Source organism: Sabulibacter ruber (genome assembly GCF_017355955.1).
Lineage (GTDB): Bacteria > Bacteroidota > Bacteroidia > Cytophagales > Hymenobacteraceae > Nibribacter > Nibribacter ruber_A.
Genome location: NZ_JAFFID010000005.1, coordinates 293,868 through 308,633, shown reverse-complemented (window position 1 = coordinate 308,633; position 14,766 = coordinate 293,868). Strand labels below are relative to the sequence as shown.

General features: G+C 51.9%; 8 protein-coding genes. 4 read left to right on the top strand and 4 right to left on the bottom strand.

Translation table 11 applies throughout. The features are described 5' to 3' along the window. Window positions 1–69 precede the first annotated feature (69 nt). From JT719_RS21320 to JT719_RS21305, 4 genes are all read right to left on the bottom strand, one after another. A complete protein-coding gene (locus JT719_RS21320; protein ID WP_242693395.1) occupies window positions 70–3,438 on the bottom strand; it encodes a ThuA domain-containing protein in 3,369 nt (1,122 codons plus the stop codon). 460 nt (window positions 3,439–3,898) lie between these two features. Continuing rightward, a complete protein-coding gene (locus JT719_RS21315; RefSeq protein WP_207435777.1) occupies window positions 3,899–4,669 on the bottom strand; it encodes a 3-keto-disaccharide hydrolase in 771 nt (256 codons plus the stop codon). Window positions 4,670–4,736: 67 nt separating this feature from the next. After that, a complete protein-coding gene (locus tag JT719_RS21310; protein WP_207435776.1) occupies window positions 4,737–6,743 on the bottom strand; it encodes a c-type cytochrome in 2,007 nt (668 codons plus the stop codon). A gap of 19 nt (window positions 6,744–6,762) precedes the next feature. After that, a complete protein-coding gene (locus JT719_RS21305; RefSeq protein ID WP_207435775.1) occupies window positions 6,763–8,610 on the bottom strand; it encodes a 3-keto-alpha-glucoside-1,2-lyase-like domain-containing protein in 1,848 nt (615 codons plus the stop codon). Window positions 8,611–9,617: 1,007 nt separating this feature from the next. Between JT719_RS21305 and JT719_RS21300 the strand changes: the two genes are divergently transcribed. The 4 genes from JT719_RS21300 to JT719_RS21285 all read left to right on the top strand — a co-directional run bounded on the left by JT719_RS21300 (window position 9,618) and on the right by JT719_RS21285 (window position 14,565). Then, the gene (locus JT719_RS21300) at window positions 9,618–10,004 is read left to right on the top strand and encodes a globin family protein (RefSeq protein ID WP_207435774.1); all 387 of its coding nucleotides are present in this window, start codon (window positions 9,618–9,620) and stop codon (window positions 10,002–10,004) included. Window positions 10,005–10,592: 588 nt separating this feature from the next. Then, window positions 10,593–10,826, top strand: a complete 234-nt coding sequence (locus JT719_RS21295) for a hypothetical protein (RefSeq protein WP_207435773.1) — start codon at window positions 10,593–10,595, stop codon at window positions 10,824–10,826. A gap of 420 nt (window positions 10,827–11,246) precedes the next feature. Further along, window positions 11,247–13,817: a PAS domain-containing sensor histidine kinase gene (locus JT719_RS21290; RefSeq protein WP_207435772.1), complete on the top strand. Its 2,571-nt coding sequence runs from the start codon at window positions 11,247–11,249 to the stop codon at window positions 13,815–13,817. Window positions 13,818–13,980: 163 nt separating this feature from the next. Then, the gene (locus JT719_RS21285) at window positions 13,981–14,565 is read left to right on the top strand and encodes a flavodoxin family protein (protein WP_207435771.1); all 585 of its coding nucleotides are present in this window, start codon (window positions 13,981–13,983) and stop codon (window positions 14,563–14,565) included. Window positions 14,566–14,766 lie beyond the last annotated feature (201 nt).

Genomic DNA, 14,766 nt, shown 5'->3' with positions numbered 1-14,766 from the left:
CCTGGTTTGTGTTTACTTATTGAAATAGGAATAATGGGTATCTTTTGGTTTGTTGAAGCCCGGTTAAGATCAGATGTTTCTACCCTGTGGGGTAAAAATGACCGTCTTCAAAAGCGGCCTGTTATTTCCGCCGGCCTTTACTTCTTTACAGATGATGTACACATCGGTGGTGCGCAAATTGAGAGGAACCCGGATAGGAATAGAAGTGCTCACGATTTGCCCTTTTATCCCGAAGGCCATGCGTCCGCTTCCTATTTTCTGGCCGTTTACCTGCCCAATTCTCACTTCCACGGCATAAGTGCCCAGGTAACCGCTGTTCACCGCTACCAGATCAATAGAAGCAATGTCTGTCAAATCCAGCGTCTCTTTGATCCAGCCTTCACTGGTAGGAAACACCAGGTACTTGCTGCCTGAGGAATCTCTGCTGGCAAAACCCTTTACCTGCTTGAAGTCAGAAACATCTACCCGGTTGCTTCTTAGTTGAACAGCGTTGGAGCCCATCAAAGGCTTGAGCCCCGTGCCGCCCTCGTGGGTATAGGTGGCGGTGAGTTTCAGAACGGTGTTCTCTTTCTTCTGCTCGGCTACCTTGGGCACAATCTCTCCTTTGGCCGGAAGCGAAGGCTTGGTGCTGGTTGGGCTGGCCAGCGATAGAATCCAGGAGACAATCTGCCGGGCATCTGCCTCAGACATGTCTGGGTGAGCAGGCATGGCATTCTCTCCCCACACGCCGCCGCCGCCTTTGATGATCTTGTTGGTAAGATGCGACGTGGCCTTAGGATCTTTGAGGTATCGTTTAGACACGTCTACGTAAGCCGGCCCTATAGACTTCTCGTCTATTTTATGGCAGCCTTTGCAATCTGAGTTTTCCATGAGCGTTCTGCCCACCAACGTAGCGGAGGCTACCTGGTGCCCCATGGAGGCTCCGGCTAAGTCTTTTCCTTCTACATATTCAGCAGACACGAATAGGTTTTGTGGCTTCACCTGACCGCCCGGCGTAACTACGTGCACCTGGTATTTGATAGGGGTTCCCTCAAAATAGAAGCTTCGGTTGCCCGGCAAAGCCACCACCACATCAGGCTGCTCATTACCGGCGTACACGGTTACGGTCCTGGTTCCGGAGGTTGCCTTTTCTACATCGGTCACTTCTACCTGTATGTCATAATCTCCGGCCCTAGTGAACGTATGCTCCAGTTGCGGGGTATCCGTCAGCTTCTTAAGCCCGTTAATGGTCCAGAGGTATCTTAAATTATCTTTCTCCGGGTCTGCCACTTCTACGGTAGCGGTCACGGTGAACGGAAGCATACCGCTTTGGCGGTCTACCGATAGGTTCGTGATTTTAGGAGGCCGGTTCCCGGATAGGTAATCCACTCTGGAAAGGGCAGCATCTGGGTTTCCGGTAAACCACCCTTTTCCGTATTCCAGGATATAGAGTTTCCCGTCAGGCCCTACTTCCATGTCCATGATGGCGGCAAACTTTTCATTTTCCATAAATGGCTCCATTTTATCAAAGTCGCCGTTTTCTTTCATGGTCACTACTTTGATCCAGTCCCTGATCCAGTCATAGATAAAGAGCTTGCCATGATAGTATTGGGCATACCGGGTCTTTTCCGGGAACATATCGGTGTAGTAGACAGGACCAGCCATGGCATTACGGCCGCCCGTACCCACCTGCGGAAACTCTGGGGAAGCGTCATACGGGTACCAGATAAAGGCGGGTTGAGCCGGTGGCAAATTCACAATACCCGTGTTATTGCGTGAGTCATTCACCGGCCTGGCAGGATTAAAGGTTTCACCAGAAACCCCAGTACCATAGTTATACCGGTGATAAGGATAGTTATTCGCTACGAAAAGCGGCCAGCCGTAATTACCGGCTTTACGGGCCTGGTTCACTTCATCGTATCCTTTGGGTCCTCTGGTGGCTAAGCTATCGGTTTTGGCATCGGGCCCTACTTCGCCCCAATACAGGAAGCCTGTTTTCTGGTCCACCGAAATCCGGTACGGGTTGCGGTGCCCCATGGTATAGATCTCGGGTCTGGTTTTCGCCTGGTTTTTAGGGAAAAGATTGCCTTTGGGTATGTCATAAGACCCATCCTCGTTTACTTTGATTCTGATCACCTTTCCGCGCAGATCATTGGTGTTGCCGGATGTTCTTCGGGCGTCATACTGCAAGTGGCCCGGACGGTCATCCAAAGGCGCGTACCCCTGGTTGGTATAGGTCTGGCCTTTTTCATCAAAAGGCGTGCTGTTGTCACCGGTAGACAGATACAGAAGTTTATCTGGCCCGAAGGCAATGGAGCCACCCGTGTGGCAACAGATCTGGCGCTGAGAATACAGCTGCAGGATGATCTTCTCAGAGGCCATGTCTAATTTGCCGTTCTGGAAGACAAAGCGGGAAAGCCGGTTCACCGACGTGTCGGCCGGGCTGTAGTACAGATAGATGAAGTTGTTCTTCTCAAAGTCAGGATCCTTGGCCAAGCCCATCAGACCTTCCTCGGCATTGGCATCAGAACTGGAGGTATGGTACACATCCAGGAAGCCTGCCTGCTGCAACGATCCGTTGCTTTGGTTGTACAGCATCAGTTCACCCCGGCGCTGGGCTACCAGAACATCCAGGTTAGGCAGGATGGTCATCTCTGTGGGCTCCGTAAACTTACCTTGGGTAAGCACCGTTTTCACAAACCGGTTTTCTTCCGGCACCCGTAGCGCGGTTACTTTTTCATAGTCCAGTTCCTCGTTATCCCCCATGGCATACTCAATGCCTTTTAACAGATGCTGCAGGAAAAGATCGTCTTTGTATGATTCTTCGGTATGGCCCAGAGCAGTGTAGAACGCCCGGCCACCCTCAAACTCATGGTACCAGGCCGCAGGGTGATTGGCTCCGTTGGTGCCGCCTTTGTAGGTTTTCTCGTCCAGGGTAAGCAGCACTTTTACATCCTTGCTCAGGTTTTTGAAGTTGTACCACTCGTCTTTCCGTTTCCACTCTTTGGGCAGGCCCTCGGTGGCCGGGTGCTTTTCATCCGTTACCCGCACAATGGCTTCTTGCTGGTCTGGGTGACTGGCGAAATAAGCGCCCACCAATCTACCGTACCAACCCCAGCCATACTCGGTATCGGTGGCGGAGTGAACACCCACAAAGCCGCCGCCCGCCTGGATGTAGCGCTCAAAGTCGGCCTCCTGGTAATGGTTCAGGACATCTCCGGTGGTGCTCATGAAAACAACGGCGGCGTATTTCTTAAGAGAGTCCTCCTGGAAATACTCGGCATTGGTGGTGGTGTCCACGGCAAAACCATTCTTTTTCCCAAGCTCTACAATGGCCCGGTTGCCATCTGCGATGGAGGCATGGTGGTACCCACTCGTTTTACTGAAGACCAGGATTCTTGGATCGCCCTCCCGCTTGTTCCCGCAGGAGAAAAGCAGAAAGCCCAGCAGACAAGCCATTAGCCAACTTAGGTTCTGCCCGGTAGAAACAGGCGTTTTGGTGCATAATAAGCGTATTAGGGTAAAGAAGGGCTTGCCTAAAATCAGCAAGGACTTGACGGATGATTTCATTATAATACAGGCGTTAAGCCCGGTTAAAGAAGAAACAGACTACAGGTATTGCTAAATTTACTAACATCTATCACTTTTCAGAATATTTTTCTCCGTTTAAGGCTTCTTTTTGCCAAAGAATGCCAAAAACGCAAAATGCTTTCTCCGGCTTATCGCCCCGGAACACGTGCGGGCAACGATTTCCGGTTAAAAGCTGAGCACAGAAAGTTCACTCTGAGGGGAAGCAGGCAGCTTGCGATACCAACACAGCAACTCCCGTTTCTGGCCTGTTTTGTTTTAATCAGGCCAAAAACGGGAGTACCCCTTCCTGAACTCAAGGCAGATGTGCCATCATTGAAGCCTCCGCTTATTACAATTCCCTGATCCAGACATTGCGGAAGCTTACCGGATTGCCGTGGTCCTGGAGCGTGATGGAAGCTTTGCCGTGCGGCTTATACTCGGGCAACCCGATGTACTCCGTAGGGCCTTTGATCTCTGTGTTGTTCTGCACCAGAACTCCGTTGTGGAGTACCGTTACCCTTGCCGGTGAAAAGAGCGTGCCATCTTCCTTGAAGCGCGGGGCGGTGTAAATGATGTCGTACACGTTCCACTCGGTGGGTTTGTTCATGGCGTTCACCAACGGACGGTGCTGTTTGTAGATACTCCCCGCCTGCCCGTTGGAGTAGGTGCGGTTGTTGTAAGAATCCAGCACCTGCACCTCGTAGCGGTCCTGCAGGAAAATGCCGCTGTTGCCCCGGCCCTGGCTGGTGCCTTTCACCTCGTCTGGGGCGCTCCACTCAATGTGCAGCTGGAAATCATTGAACTGCCGTTTGGTAGAGATGTCTCCTTTGCCCACGGTAAACGCCCCGTCTTTCACCTGCCACTTGGCGTCTGAGCCATCGCCCTTCGCTTTCCATTCAGAGAGGTCTTTTCCGTTGAACAGCACAATGGCATCTGAGGGAGCCGAGTTGTTTACACCCGGGGTTACTTTCCGGGGCTCGGGCTCCCAGAACTCGGTCATTTCGGGTACCATTTTAGGAGGCTTGGGCACCTCCTGAGCCTGGGATTCGGTAATTGAGAAAAAGGTAAGCGCGGCCGCGCCGAAAGCGAGTTTCCTGGTGAAAGAGGGTTGGAATTTCATAAAGGTCTTTGAATAAGCAGAAGGCTTGGGTCATGAAGACCAGCGCCCTTTTACGTTGGGTAATACTTTAATTTAAAGAGTTGATCCAGGCGGCTATTTTGAGGGCTTCGCTTTTGGGCACCTGCGGCATAGGCGGCATAGGCGTAGCGTAATTAGGCCAGTTCTCTGGTTTGGGGTTATGGATCAACTCTACAATGCGTTGGTTAGAGTAATTGCGCCGGGCCACTTCCTTGAACGGTGGTCCTACCTGCCGCTTGTCAATGTTGTGGCAGGCCAGACAGGTGTTCTTGGCCAGCAGGGGCTGCACCTCATTAAACGTGAGCACCACGTCGGCGGGCTTGGCTTTGGCAGCGGGTTTGGCTTTAGTTGCCCCGGTTTTGGCTACTGGTTTAGCAGCAGGTTTTGTCCCGGTGGGTTTAACAGAAGCCGCAGCCTTGGGAGTGGTTTTGGGGGTAGATGCTTTTGCGGCGGCGTTTGTTGTTCCTCGATTGATCTCTGAGAGCGCCAGCTTTGGACCCGTAGGAATGCTGTTCAAAGTGTAGTAAGCCGCCGGATGCACCAGGGTATAGTAGTTCTCTTTGGCCCGCACTCCGTCTAGCCGCAGCAGGTGGATGTATCCCTCGCGCAGGTTGTCTACCACTACCCGGGCTTTCATACCGTCATCCGAAAGCTTCACTCCTTTGACGGGCAGTTTTTTGGAATTTACGGTGGGGCTGCCGTATACCGGGTGGTATTTGTAGGTAAAGCTCTCCACCGTATAAGAAGCCGGGTTCTCCCCAGATTTTCTCTCTACCGGTGTGGTGAATTCCACCTCAAACCCATCGGGCATGGCTTTCACGGTTCTCATCTCAAACGGAACCTTGTTGTTCCAGACCAGGCGCTGCAAGCCTTCATTGGCATCGCCGGCAGAGCCCCAGCCCCGGGCGGTTTCGCCCACGAACAAGGATTTGTCATTGGCCCAGGCCATGCGCAGCACCCCAGACTGGAAACCGCTTCTGAAATCAAAGGCTACGCCCTGGTACTCGCCGTTTACTTTTTCCAGCACCACGCGCATGATTTTGCTCTGCCCCTGGTCACCCACCAGCAACTGCCCCTCAAACGGCCCGAAATGCCCCTCCGGGATCTGCAGTACTTCTGAGTTGGAAATACCCAACACCCCGTGCGGCAACCAAACGGCTGGCAACTGCATGTCTGGGAACTGCTTTTTCAGGTCAAACATGGTCACTACCGGCTCATTGATCCGGTTCTCGGGCTTCACGTAATCGCCTTTGGCATCTCTGCCGTTGCGGGGATCTATTTTGGCGTGAATCTGCTCCATACGCATTTTGAGCGGTGAATTGGGCATGTTGGTCCAGCGCAAACCACCCGGGTGCACAGTGAACGCGCCTTCTTTCACGTGCCACACGCCTCCGGAGCCTACCCAGTCGCCTTGGTTTTCAGAGTAGAACATTTCGCCGTTCACCATGCCAATACCGGCCGGGGAGCGCATGCCCGTAGCCCAGGGCTGCATCTTGCCGTCTGGGGTGATCCGCAGGGTCCAGCCGCGCCAGGGCACAATGCTGACGGCATGCCACCACGGATCGGCAAAACCCAGGTTGGTGGTCACGAAGAACGATCCATCTGGGGCAATCTTAGGCCCAAAACTGTATTCATGGTAGTTCCCAGACAGAGGCCAGGCGTACACGGTCTCAAACACATCGGCTTTGCCGTCATGGTTTGAATCTACCAGTTTGGTGAGTTCGCCGCGCTGGGCGCAGTACAGGGCACCGTCTTTGTAGGCCAGTCCCAGTACCTCGTGCAGCCCCGAGGCGAATTTCCGGAAGTGCGGCCGGTTACTGGTGGGGTTTTCTACGATGTAGACATCGCCCCGGCGGGTAGAGATACCCAGATCACCGTTGGGCAACACCGCCAGACCACCAACTTCCAGCAAAGCCCCTTCGGGCGAAGGAATCCGCAGGATCTTGAAAAAGTCTTCTTCCATGGGCGATTCCTGCGCATTTCCCAGAAAAGGGGCCGAAAACAGGGCTCCGGCCAGGAACAGGTTCCGCAATATCTTTTTGCCAGCTTGTTTCATCTGTAAGGCTCTTTAGAAATCAGAATAGAATGGAATACACCAGCTTTTCGCGCACCGGAACGATGAGTTCCTGCCGGCCGTTCACGCTCCGCACCACGGGTTTGGCATTGGCGGCATCATCCAGCCGCACGTAGTAGGCCTTGTCATCTACCAAGTACATGCCTTTGCCGGCGTCTTCAATTTTAGCACCTTCCACCAGCCGGGCGTACACATTCTGGGCGGGGTTCTGCACGGTTATCTCGCGCTGCAGCACTTTTCCATTCTCCAGCACTCTAATAGCATCCTGCACGGTGGAACCGTAGATCTGGTACCGGAAGGTAGGCTCTGAAGCAGGGCTCAGGGAATAGCCTTTGGGACGATAAGCAGTACCGGCGGTGTCCGTGGCCCAGGCGTCTTGCTCAGAGGCTAGCCTGGCCAGCGTAACCGTGGGCTTGCCAAAGCGCTGCACCGATCCTAACGCCCTTGAGGAGCCATCGCCGCGCTCGTGCCACATGGGGGTAGCGTCCAGGAAATCGCCGCGCCAGAGCTGCACCAGGGTGCCATGGTCCAGGTCATAGGTGTAATGCAACTGGCTGGGGTTCCCCACCGACACCGCATGGGTAACGCGGAAGTTGCCGGGCAGGTCAATAAAGCTTCTGAGCACGGGCCGCTCGCGGGCATCTACCAGGATAGGATCTGCCTCTGTCTGGTTCATTTCCTTTTCGCTGATCAGGAACTCACGCACCCCGGGGCCCGCCACCTGCAAGGCCAGGGATGGTTGTTGCCAGTCCATGTACTTGGAGTAGAGCAACTCAAAAGGTACCTCACCGGCCGGTAAGGTAACAGCGCCTCTTCCGTTCCAGGCACGCAAAGGAAGCACCTCCTGGCCATTCACTTTGATCAGGCCCGCTCCGCCGGGGGTGTTCAAGCTGAAGACATATTCCCCGGGCTCCTGTACCGCCAGGGTTCCGTTGTAGCGTACCAGAAACTGTTTGGCTTTCTCGTTGAGGTTGGCGGTGAGCACGTTGGAGGGTCCCTGCGGACCTTCCGCTTCGGGCGGCAGGCTGTCGTACTTGGGCACTTTATCAAACCGGCCCCGGTAAATGCGGTAAGTCAGATTCTTGAGTTCAGGACGAGGCTTGCTGTAGTGGCTTACCTTGATGTTGCGGAAAGCTACTGCCCCATGATCTCCCTGGAAACGCAAAGGCCCGGAGGCTTTCTCGTCGTTGCTGATGGCCCCTCGGGTAGGCCCGAACAGTTCCAGGTTCTCGTGGATAGTAACACCGTTCAGCTCTACGCGTAACAGCCGGGCATTTTCAATCTTTTTGCCACTGGCATCGAACCGTGGGGCCTGGAAAGCGATTTTCAGGTGCTGCCATAACCCCGGGGCTCTGCTCGCGTTCTGGCGCGGGGCATAGCCTTCGTAGCCTTTCTGGCCTTCGGGGCGGCTGTCGTCCCACCGCTCATACACGCCGCCGTTGCTGCCCGCCGTGAGGTCAGAAAAGCCCCAGTTGTCCAGCAGCTGCAGTTCGTAGCGCCCCTGCAGGTAGATACCGGAGTTGGAGCCTCTGGCCATCATGTAGTCAAGTTCCAGGTCCAAGTCGCCGTGTTCAAAGTTGGTGAACAGGTCCTCGCCTTTGGCTTTCTTGCCCGGCAGGTTCAGGAGGATGCCGGCTCCGTTACCAGGAACCAATTTGTTGTCCTGGGTTAGATCGGCGGTTACGTTTCCGGTTACCTGCCAGCTTTTGCCGGGCGCTTTAAACGAGGAAAGATCCTGAAGCGGAACGGCAGTGGTTTGCCCCAAAACGGGACCGGCCAACGCCAGGCAGGCTCCTACCAGACCAGAAAAGGCACTTTTCTTTAGGGGTACTATCCGGGTAATGAGCATTTATAGAGTATAGTTTATACAATTAAATTCCCTGCCACACCTGCATGGTTCAGCAGTAAGAGGTATTGAATTCTAAGGGCAGCGACCCGCTGGTGCGCACCTTCTAATATAAGCTAAGAGAAAAGCGGCATATCTCTTGGGTAAGATAGGAACATGCCTTTGAAAGCTTTAAAATAAAATCAAATCCTGAAATAACAAGTACCTGCAGGTTACGCTTTCATCAAAATTTTAAAAAAGTACCCGGGAAACTGATACGGTGACAAATACCGTTTTCATTCTCTTTTACCCAAACCAGCCTTAAAACAGTGTTTAGCCCCTACTCTCTCCTGTAAGCTGGCCTCCAAAATAAGGCGGCAGGTTTCTGCTGCGCTCGCGCTTATTCCAATATGTTCTTTCTGACTCCCAGCGGGTTACATGACAAATATCATTTACCTACCTGATGGGCATCATCTCAGGCCTACTGCATCTTTCCTAGCTTTATCATGTTCTTCAAGCTAAGGCAGGAACCAGGCACTGAGTATTGGATAAGGTGGAATTCCAGGACTAAATCATATCGCAGGATGCTACGCTCCGTACTCACAATACTGCTCTTGCTCCCGGGAGCCACCTCTTTTTAGGCTTTGTACAGGCGTATCAGCTTTCATGAGTAAGCCAACTTACTGGCAGGCAAACGAAGGTAGCTGGTGCTTTGGGGTTTGTATTATCCCTTATCTTATCTGTATAAAACCGCTGCAGGCAAGGACAAATACTGAATTATTCAAATCTTATCTAAGAATTGAACTACATTAAATTACCGGAGGTTACTTTTGTAAGGCAAGTCATTCCCGGTCATTCCTGTGCCGGTTAGCAACTGATCCTGGTACACAACGGATATATAAGGAGCTGTACTGAAACGGCTCTGGAATTACTGAAACCACCGTCTTTATTCTAGACCCTGAGAAAGGCAGAATAAAGTTCCCCCACCCTGCTACTCTGCTTTCTACATTTTCACCCTATATCCTTTCACAATGATTCAATTCCCTTTTCCTCAGCGTGACATCAAATCAGATATGGATGTTCACTTGCTGGTCAAAGCTTTCTCTAAGAAGGCAAAACAGAATCCGTTGTTCCCGAGAACCTACAACGAAGCAACCCTGGCCTCAGACGAATGGATGATGGCTAGCTTCTGGTGCTCCGCCCTTTTTGATTCTAAACCGTTCCAGCACCATCATTCTTTAGAGTATGCGTTCCTGCTTCTTCCTACAGAGCACATTGGCCAGTGGATTCATTTGTTCTTTTTAGCCATTGATGAAAACTTCAAAGGAGAGATTGCAGACAAAGCAAAGGCAAGAGCCGCTAACATGGCGCACCTTACCCGCCTGCAAGACGTGAAACGGAAAACCATCCATCGGTAAGGGAACTCTGGTAGAAAATACATGTTCTCCCCGGAATCCTGAAAGAATTGCTTTCAGGTTCGTGGTCAAAAGCCCCGGCTAAGCCAGGGCTTTTGTTTTTGCCCTGTTTTTAGCAAAACGAACCAAAAACCGGGGTGCCTCAGCAGAAATGCCGGTAAAACCCTGCTTCAACTTTAAATGATGTTGGCTTAGAGGAAATGAAATCTGATAGATCGTTTACTGCTCATAGACACCATCTTTTCAGCAGCATTTGATTTCAGCCTCCTTTTCAGAAAACACCTGTTTTTCCAACTGCTGGCTTGCCAAAGCCACAAAGCTGATCGACCTAGCAAGGTTTAGCAGAGCACCAGGGCTTCAGGCAGTAAGTATCTATTTTTCAGGACGGTTTTGGATGGATATTTGCTTAGAGAAGCAGGAAGTCCTGAAAGAAGGAGCAAACCTCAGAAACTGCAGAAAACCAACGGGCGCTGGCGGTAAAGTATTTGTTTTTATCCGCAGGAAAGCCCTAACAATTGAGTCCCGGTTTTGTTTCTTCTCAGAAGGCTCCCTTTTAACTTTAAAACAGGAAGAGTTCTGCACCAAATGGATATGATGGATGATATTTTGCGGGAGATGTATGGCAACGTTGGGTGGATGGAGAAACCCGAGGACTTCCCGGTGGAATCTTCTAAGGTAAGCGATGCCCTGGGCCAGGTACAGGAGAAAATGCTGCCAGAATACCGCAGCCTCTCAGAGGAAGGAATGCTGAAGATCAGCGTTCTGGCCGAACCACCCTTACTTTACCTGACCTTAACGGGCATTGCCAGAGCCAAACGGCTGTAAAAGCAATAAAAGGTTTTCCAAAGTAATTTTACCCTCTAAGCCAGGGGCATTACCGCTTTGGCCTTGAGGTTCACCTAAGTTTATCTTGCCATTCAGTAATCGGCCTGTAAAAGGGAAAATCCGCGCCACCAGATTTCTTTCCTTTAGCGTAAGGTTCTCCTGATCCCCGGCAAGTATTCATCCATTCACCGTTGCCAGGCGTATAGAGCGATGCTCACATTAAAGGGAGCCGCAGGAAAAACAAGGAGGGCTAGTATCCCCTGCTCTTTGTTGAAAAAAATCCTCCTGTACTACTTTTTCCTACCACCTGCCGGGTCTAGAATCTAGTGATCTCGGGCACCTTCTCCTTTCTTCTATCAGCTTCCTGGCAACACAGGCCTTTTATATTTGTTGTACCTTTATAGGATAAAATATAAAAGTATGTCTGCAAAGGATTTGGAAGCTGGTCAATCGCCAGTGAATCACCCGATGAAATGGGAAAAGCTGGCTCGGGTTTCTCTGGACATGATCTGTGCTTTCAATGGCGAGGGGTTCTATACGTATACCAGCGAGGCGTGCTATGACCTGCTGGGATACCAGAGCAGCGAGATGGTGGGCCGCCACTACCTGGACTTGGTCCATCCGGAAGACATTGCTATCACAGAGGAGACCTCCCGTTCCATTTACGCAGGCTCAAGGCAGAAAAGCTTTGAGAACCGCTTACTGCATAAAAACGGCCAAACAGTTTATGTTCTCTGGTCTGCCTCCTGGGACGAGGAAGACGGAACCATGTACTGCGTGGCGCGTGACTTAACTGAATTTGAACTTAACCGGCAGAAGCTTATTGAGAGCGAGCAACGCTACAAGGCCCTGTTTGAGAATAACCCAGATGTCATCTTCCTGGAAAGTACCGACGGGCTTTTGCTGGAAGTAAACAAGGCCTTCTGTGAAAAGTGGGGCATTACCAGAGAAGAGGCAGTAAACCGCTCTACCGCTTCCTTTTTCCCCAAGGACCTGGCAGTTGCCGCCCAAAAATCTTTGCAAGACGCCTTAAGCGGCACCCCGCAGAGGAATACCGTAGACATGGTGCTCCGGAACGAACGGAGGTTCTACGACACCATCAAGTTCCCGGTCTCGGTGAACGGCGAGGTAGTGGGTGCGCAGACCATCTCCAAGGACATCACGCCCATGGTAGATTCCTATGCCACCATCCAGCAGCAAGCCCATAACCTCAACTCCATCCTGGAAAGTATCACAGACGGTTTTCTGGCGGTAGACAGGCAGTGGCGAATCACTTATCTTAATGGAGAGGCAGAAAAAATGCTGCCCTTTGACAGAACCCGGCACATTGGAGCCAACATATGGGAACTCTTCCCGGAGGAAGTTGGCCATACTTCCTATATCCAATGCCTGCACGCCATGGAAACGGGCCAGACCGTTACCTATACCTTCCAGCTGAAGAGGTTTGCCAAATGGTTCAAGGTAAAAGCCTACCCATCCGGGGAAGGACTTTCCATCTTCTTTGACGACATCACAGAGCAGGTTACGGCAAGCCAGGAACTGGAAAACCTGTCACTGGTGGCAAGCAAGACGGTCAACTCAGTGGTGCTGATGGACAGCCAGGGCCAAATTGAATGGGTAAACGACAGTTTCACCACCCATACCGGTTACTCCTTCAACGAGGCCCGCGGCAAGACGCCCTTTGAACTTTTCCTGGCCCCGGCTCTCCAGGCTCCTACCACTGATCTTATACTTAACCAATTAGAGCAGAACAAACCGTTCAAAGAAGAGTTACCGGTCTGCACCAAATCAGGTGAGCGGAAATGGTTTGAGGTAGAGATAACCCCCGTCTTCAATGAACAGGGCGAGTTGATCAGGCACATAGGCGTACAGGTAGACATCACCGAGAGGGTAAAATCGCAGCAGGAAATCAGAAAGCTCTCCCTGGTGGCCAGCAAAACAAATAACGGGGTAATGATCATCAATGAAGAGGGCGTAACCGAGTGGGCGAACGAAGGCTTCACCAGGATGTTTGGCTACAGCATAGAGGAGGCCATTGGCAGAAGAGCGTTTGACCTGTTGCACCACCCTTCTGTTGATCCCGCCAGTTACGTACCCATCCGCGACAAGCTCTTCCGCGGAGAGTCGGCTTCGTTTGATATCCTTAACCGCGATAAACACGGGGGTGAACTTTGGTCCAGCGTGGAAATAAGCCCAATTCTGGAAGATGGAAATGACCGGTACAAGTACGTGATTGTACAGACCGATATCACCGCCCTGAAAAACTCTGAACTGGAACTCTCTAAACTCACCAAGGACCTCTACCGGCAGAATGCAGATTTACAGCAGTTCACTTACCTGGTTTCCCATAACCTGAGGGCACCCGTGGCAAATGCCATGGGGTTGGCAGACCACCTGCTTACCCTGGACAAGGATTCTGACCGGTTTAACACCTCGCTGGCGTACCTCCGGCAGAGTATCTACCAGTTAGACACGGTGGTCAGAGACATGGGCACCATCCTTAGCATAAGAGAAGGCACCTCTAACCTCACGTGGGAACTGGTAGATCTAAGGGATGTCTTTGGGCAGGCGCTTACCTCGTTCCAGGAACAGATAGACCGCCTTGGGGCAAGGGTACAAACAGACATGGAAGAGGGGCTGCGCGTAAGAGGAAGCAAGGCCTACCTGCACAGCATTTTCTACAACCTGCTTTCTAATGCCATCAAGTACAGAGCTGAGCAACGGCAACTGGAGATACACATCAGGTGCTTCTCTGCCCCTGAGCGCGGTACCACCATCCGGTTCTCTGACAACGGAACGGGGTTCAATGTGCAGAAAGAGGAGAAAAACCTGTTTAAACTCTACAAGCGGTTCCACCCCAAACAAGAAGGCAGAGGCATGGGATTGTATCTGGTCAAAAGCCACCTGAATGCCATGAACGGGTCTGTAGAAGTGAACAGTGAGGTTGGGAGAGGCACGGAGTTCATTATCTATCTGCCCCCCAACGGGTAGAGAAACCCAGCATGCCTCCCCCTCTCTTCAAAGCAAAGGAAGGCAACTGCTCCAGCGAACCTGCAACTGCAGGAAAGCCCTTCTGGTGCAGGAAAACCCATAATACATTCTTATCCAGAGACTTTTTGCAAGATTATGTTTCAAGCCTAACTTCCCACAAGCCATGAAAGCCATCATTCTCCAGGGCACCCTCAAAAAAGAAGGCCTGTCTAACACCCAAGCGTTATCTGAGTTCCTGGCGGGGGTCTTCCGCAAGCATCAGGTAGAATGCCACCTCATCAAGTTAGTGGAACACAACATCCTGCCCGGCACTTACAGCAACATGGGACCCGGAGATGACTGGCCAGGCATATTAAGTCAACTGCTTTCAGCCGATATCCTCATCTTTGCCACCCCCATCTGGTGGAACAACCAGTCCTCTGAAATACAACGGGTGATTGAACGGCTAGACGAGCTCCACGATGAAGTATTGGCCGGTAAGCCCTCCAGGCTTGAGGGCAAGGTAGGCGGTATTGTTATCACCGGCGATTCTGACGGGGCCCAACACGTCATTGCCAACATCAGCAATTTTTTCAACGCCATCGGGGTTATCCTGCCTCCCTATGCTACGCTATCGGTTCTGTGGGAAAAACAGGCGAAAGGCGTGGAAACCAGTCGGGAGGAACTGTTTGAGAAATACGAGCAGGACTACGGCAAAACCGCCGAGACAATGGTACAGCAATTGCTCAAATTCCTGCCTAAGGAATAGCCTGCCTTGCATAGCCACCTCACGTTTAGGGCCAGGCCCCTACTCCTCTGCTGGTTACTCATGAAGGGTATTACCCAATGCATTCTTACCTAGCTTCGGTCCTGTTACAAATCGTACAAGTACTTGTTTCTGTCATCCCGTTCCCTTTCCGGCCTGTGTTTTTGGACTCTTTTTTCAGAACTTGAGGGCAGGACCTGAACC

What these genes read in the sequence shown, in the direction of transcription:
- JT719_RS21320 (WP_242693395.1), bottom strand. Translation starts at nt 3,438, where the DNA reads ATGGCTTGTCTGCTGGGCTTTCTGCTTTTCTCCTGCGGGAACAAGCGG.
- JT719_RS21315 (WP_207435777.1), bottom strand. Translation starts at nt 4,669, where the DNA reads ATGAAATTCCAACCCTCTTTCACCAGGAAACTCGCTTTCGGCGCGGCC.
- JT719_RS21310 (WP_207435776.1), bottom strand. Translation starts at nt 6,743, where the DNA reads ATGAAACAAGCTGGCAAAAAGATATTGCGGAACCTGTTCCTGGCCGGA.
- JT719_RS21305 (WP_207435775.1), bottom strand. Translation starts at nt 8,610, where the DNA reads ATGCTCATTACCCGGATAGTACCCCTAAAGAAAAGTGCCTTTTCTGGT.
- JT719_RS21300 (WP_207435774.1), top strand. Translation starts at nt 9,618, where the DNA reads ATGATTCAATTCCCTTTTCCTCAGCGTGACATCAAATCAGATATGGAT.
- JT719_RS21295 (WP_207435773.1), top strand. Translation starts at nt 10,593, where the DNA reads ATGATGGATGATATTTTGCGGGAGATGTATGGCAACGTTGGGTGGATG.
- JT719_RS21290 (WP_207435772.1), top strand. Translation starts at nt 11,247, where the DNA reads ATGTCTGCAAAGGATTTGGAAGCTGGTCAATCGCCAGTGAATCACCCG.
- JT719_RS21285 (WP_207435771.1), top strand. Translation starts at nt 13,981, where the DNA reads ATGAAAGCCATCATTCTCCAGGGCACCCTCAAAAAAGAAGGCCTGTCT.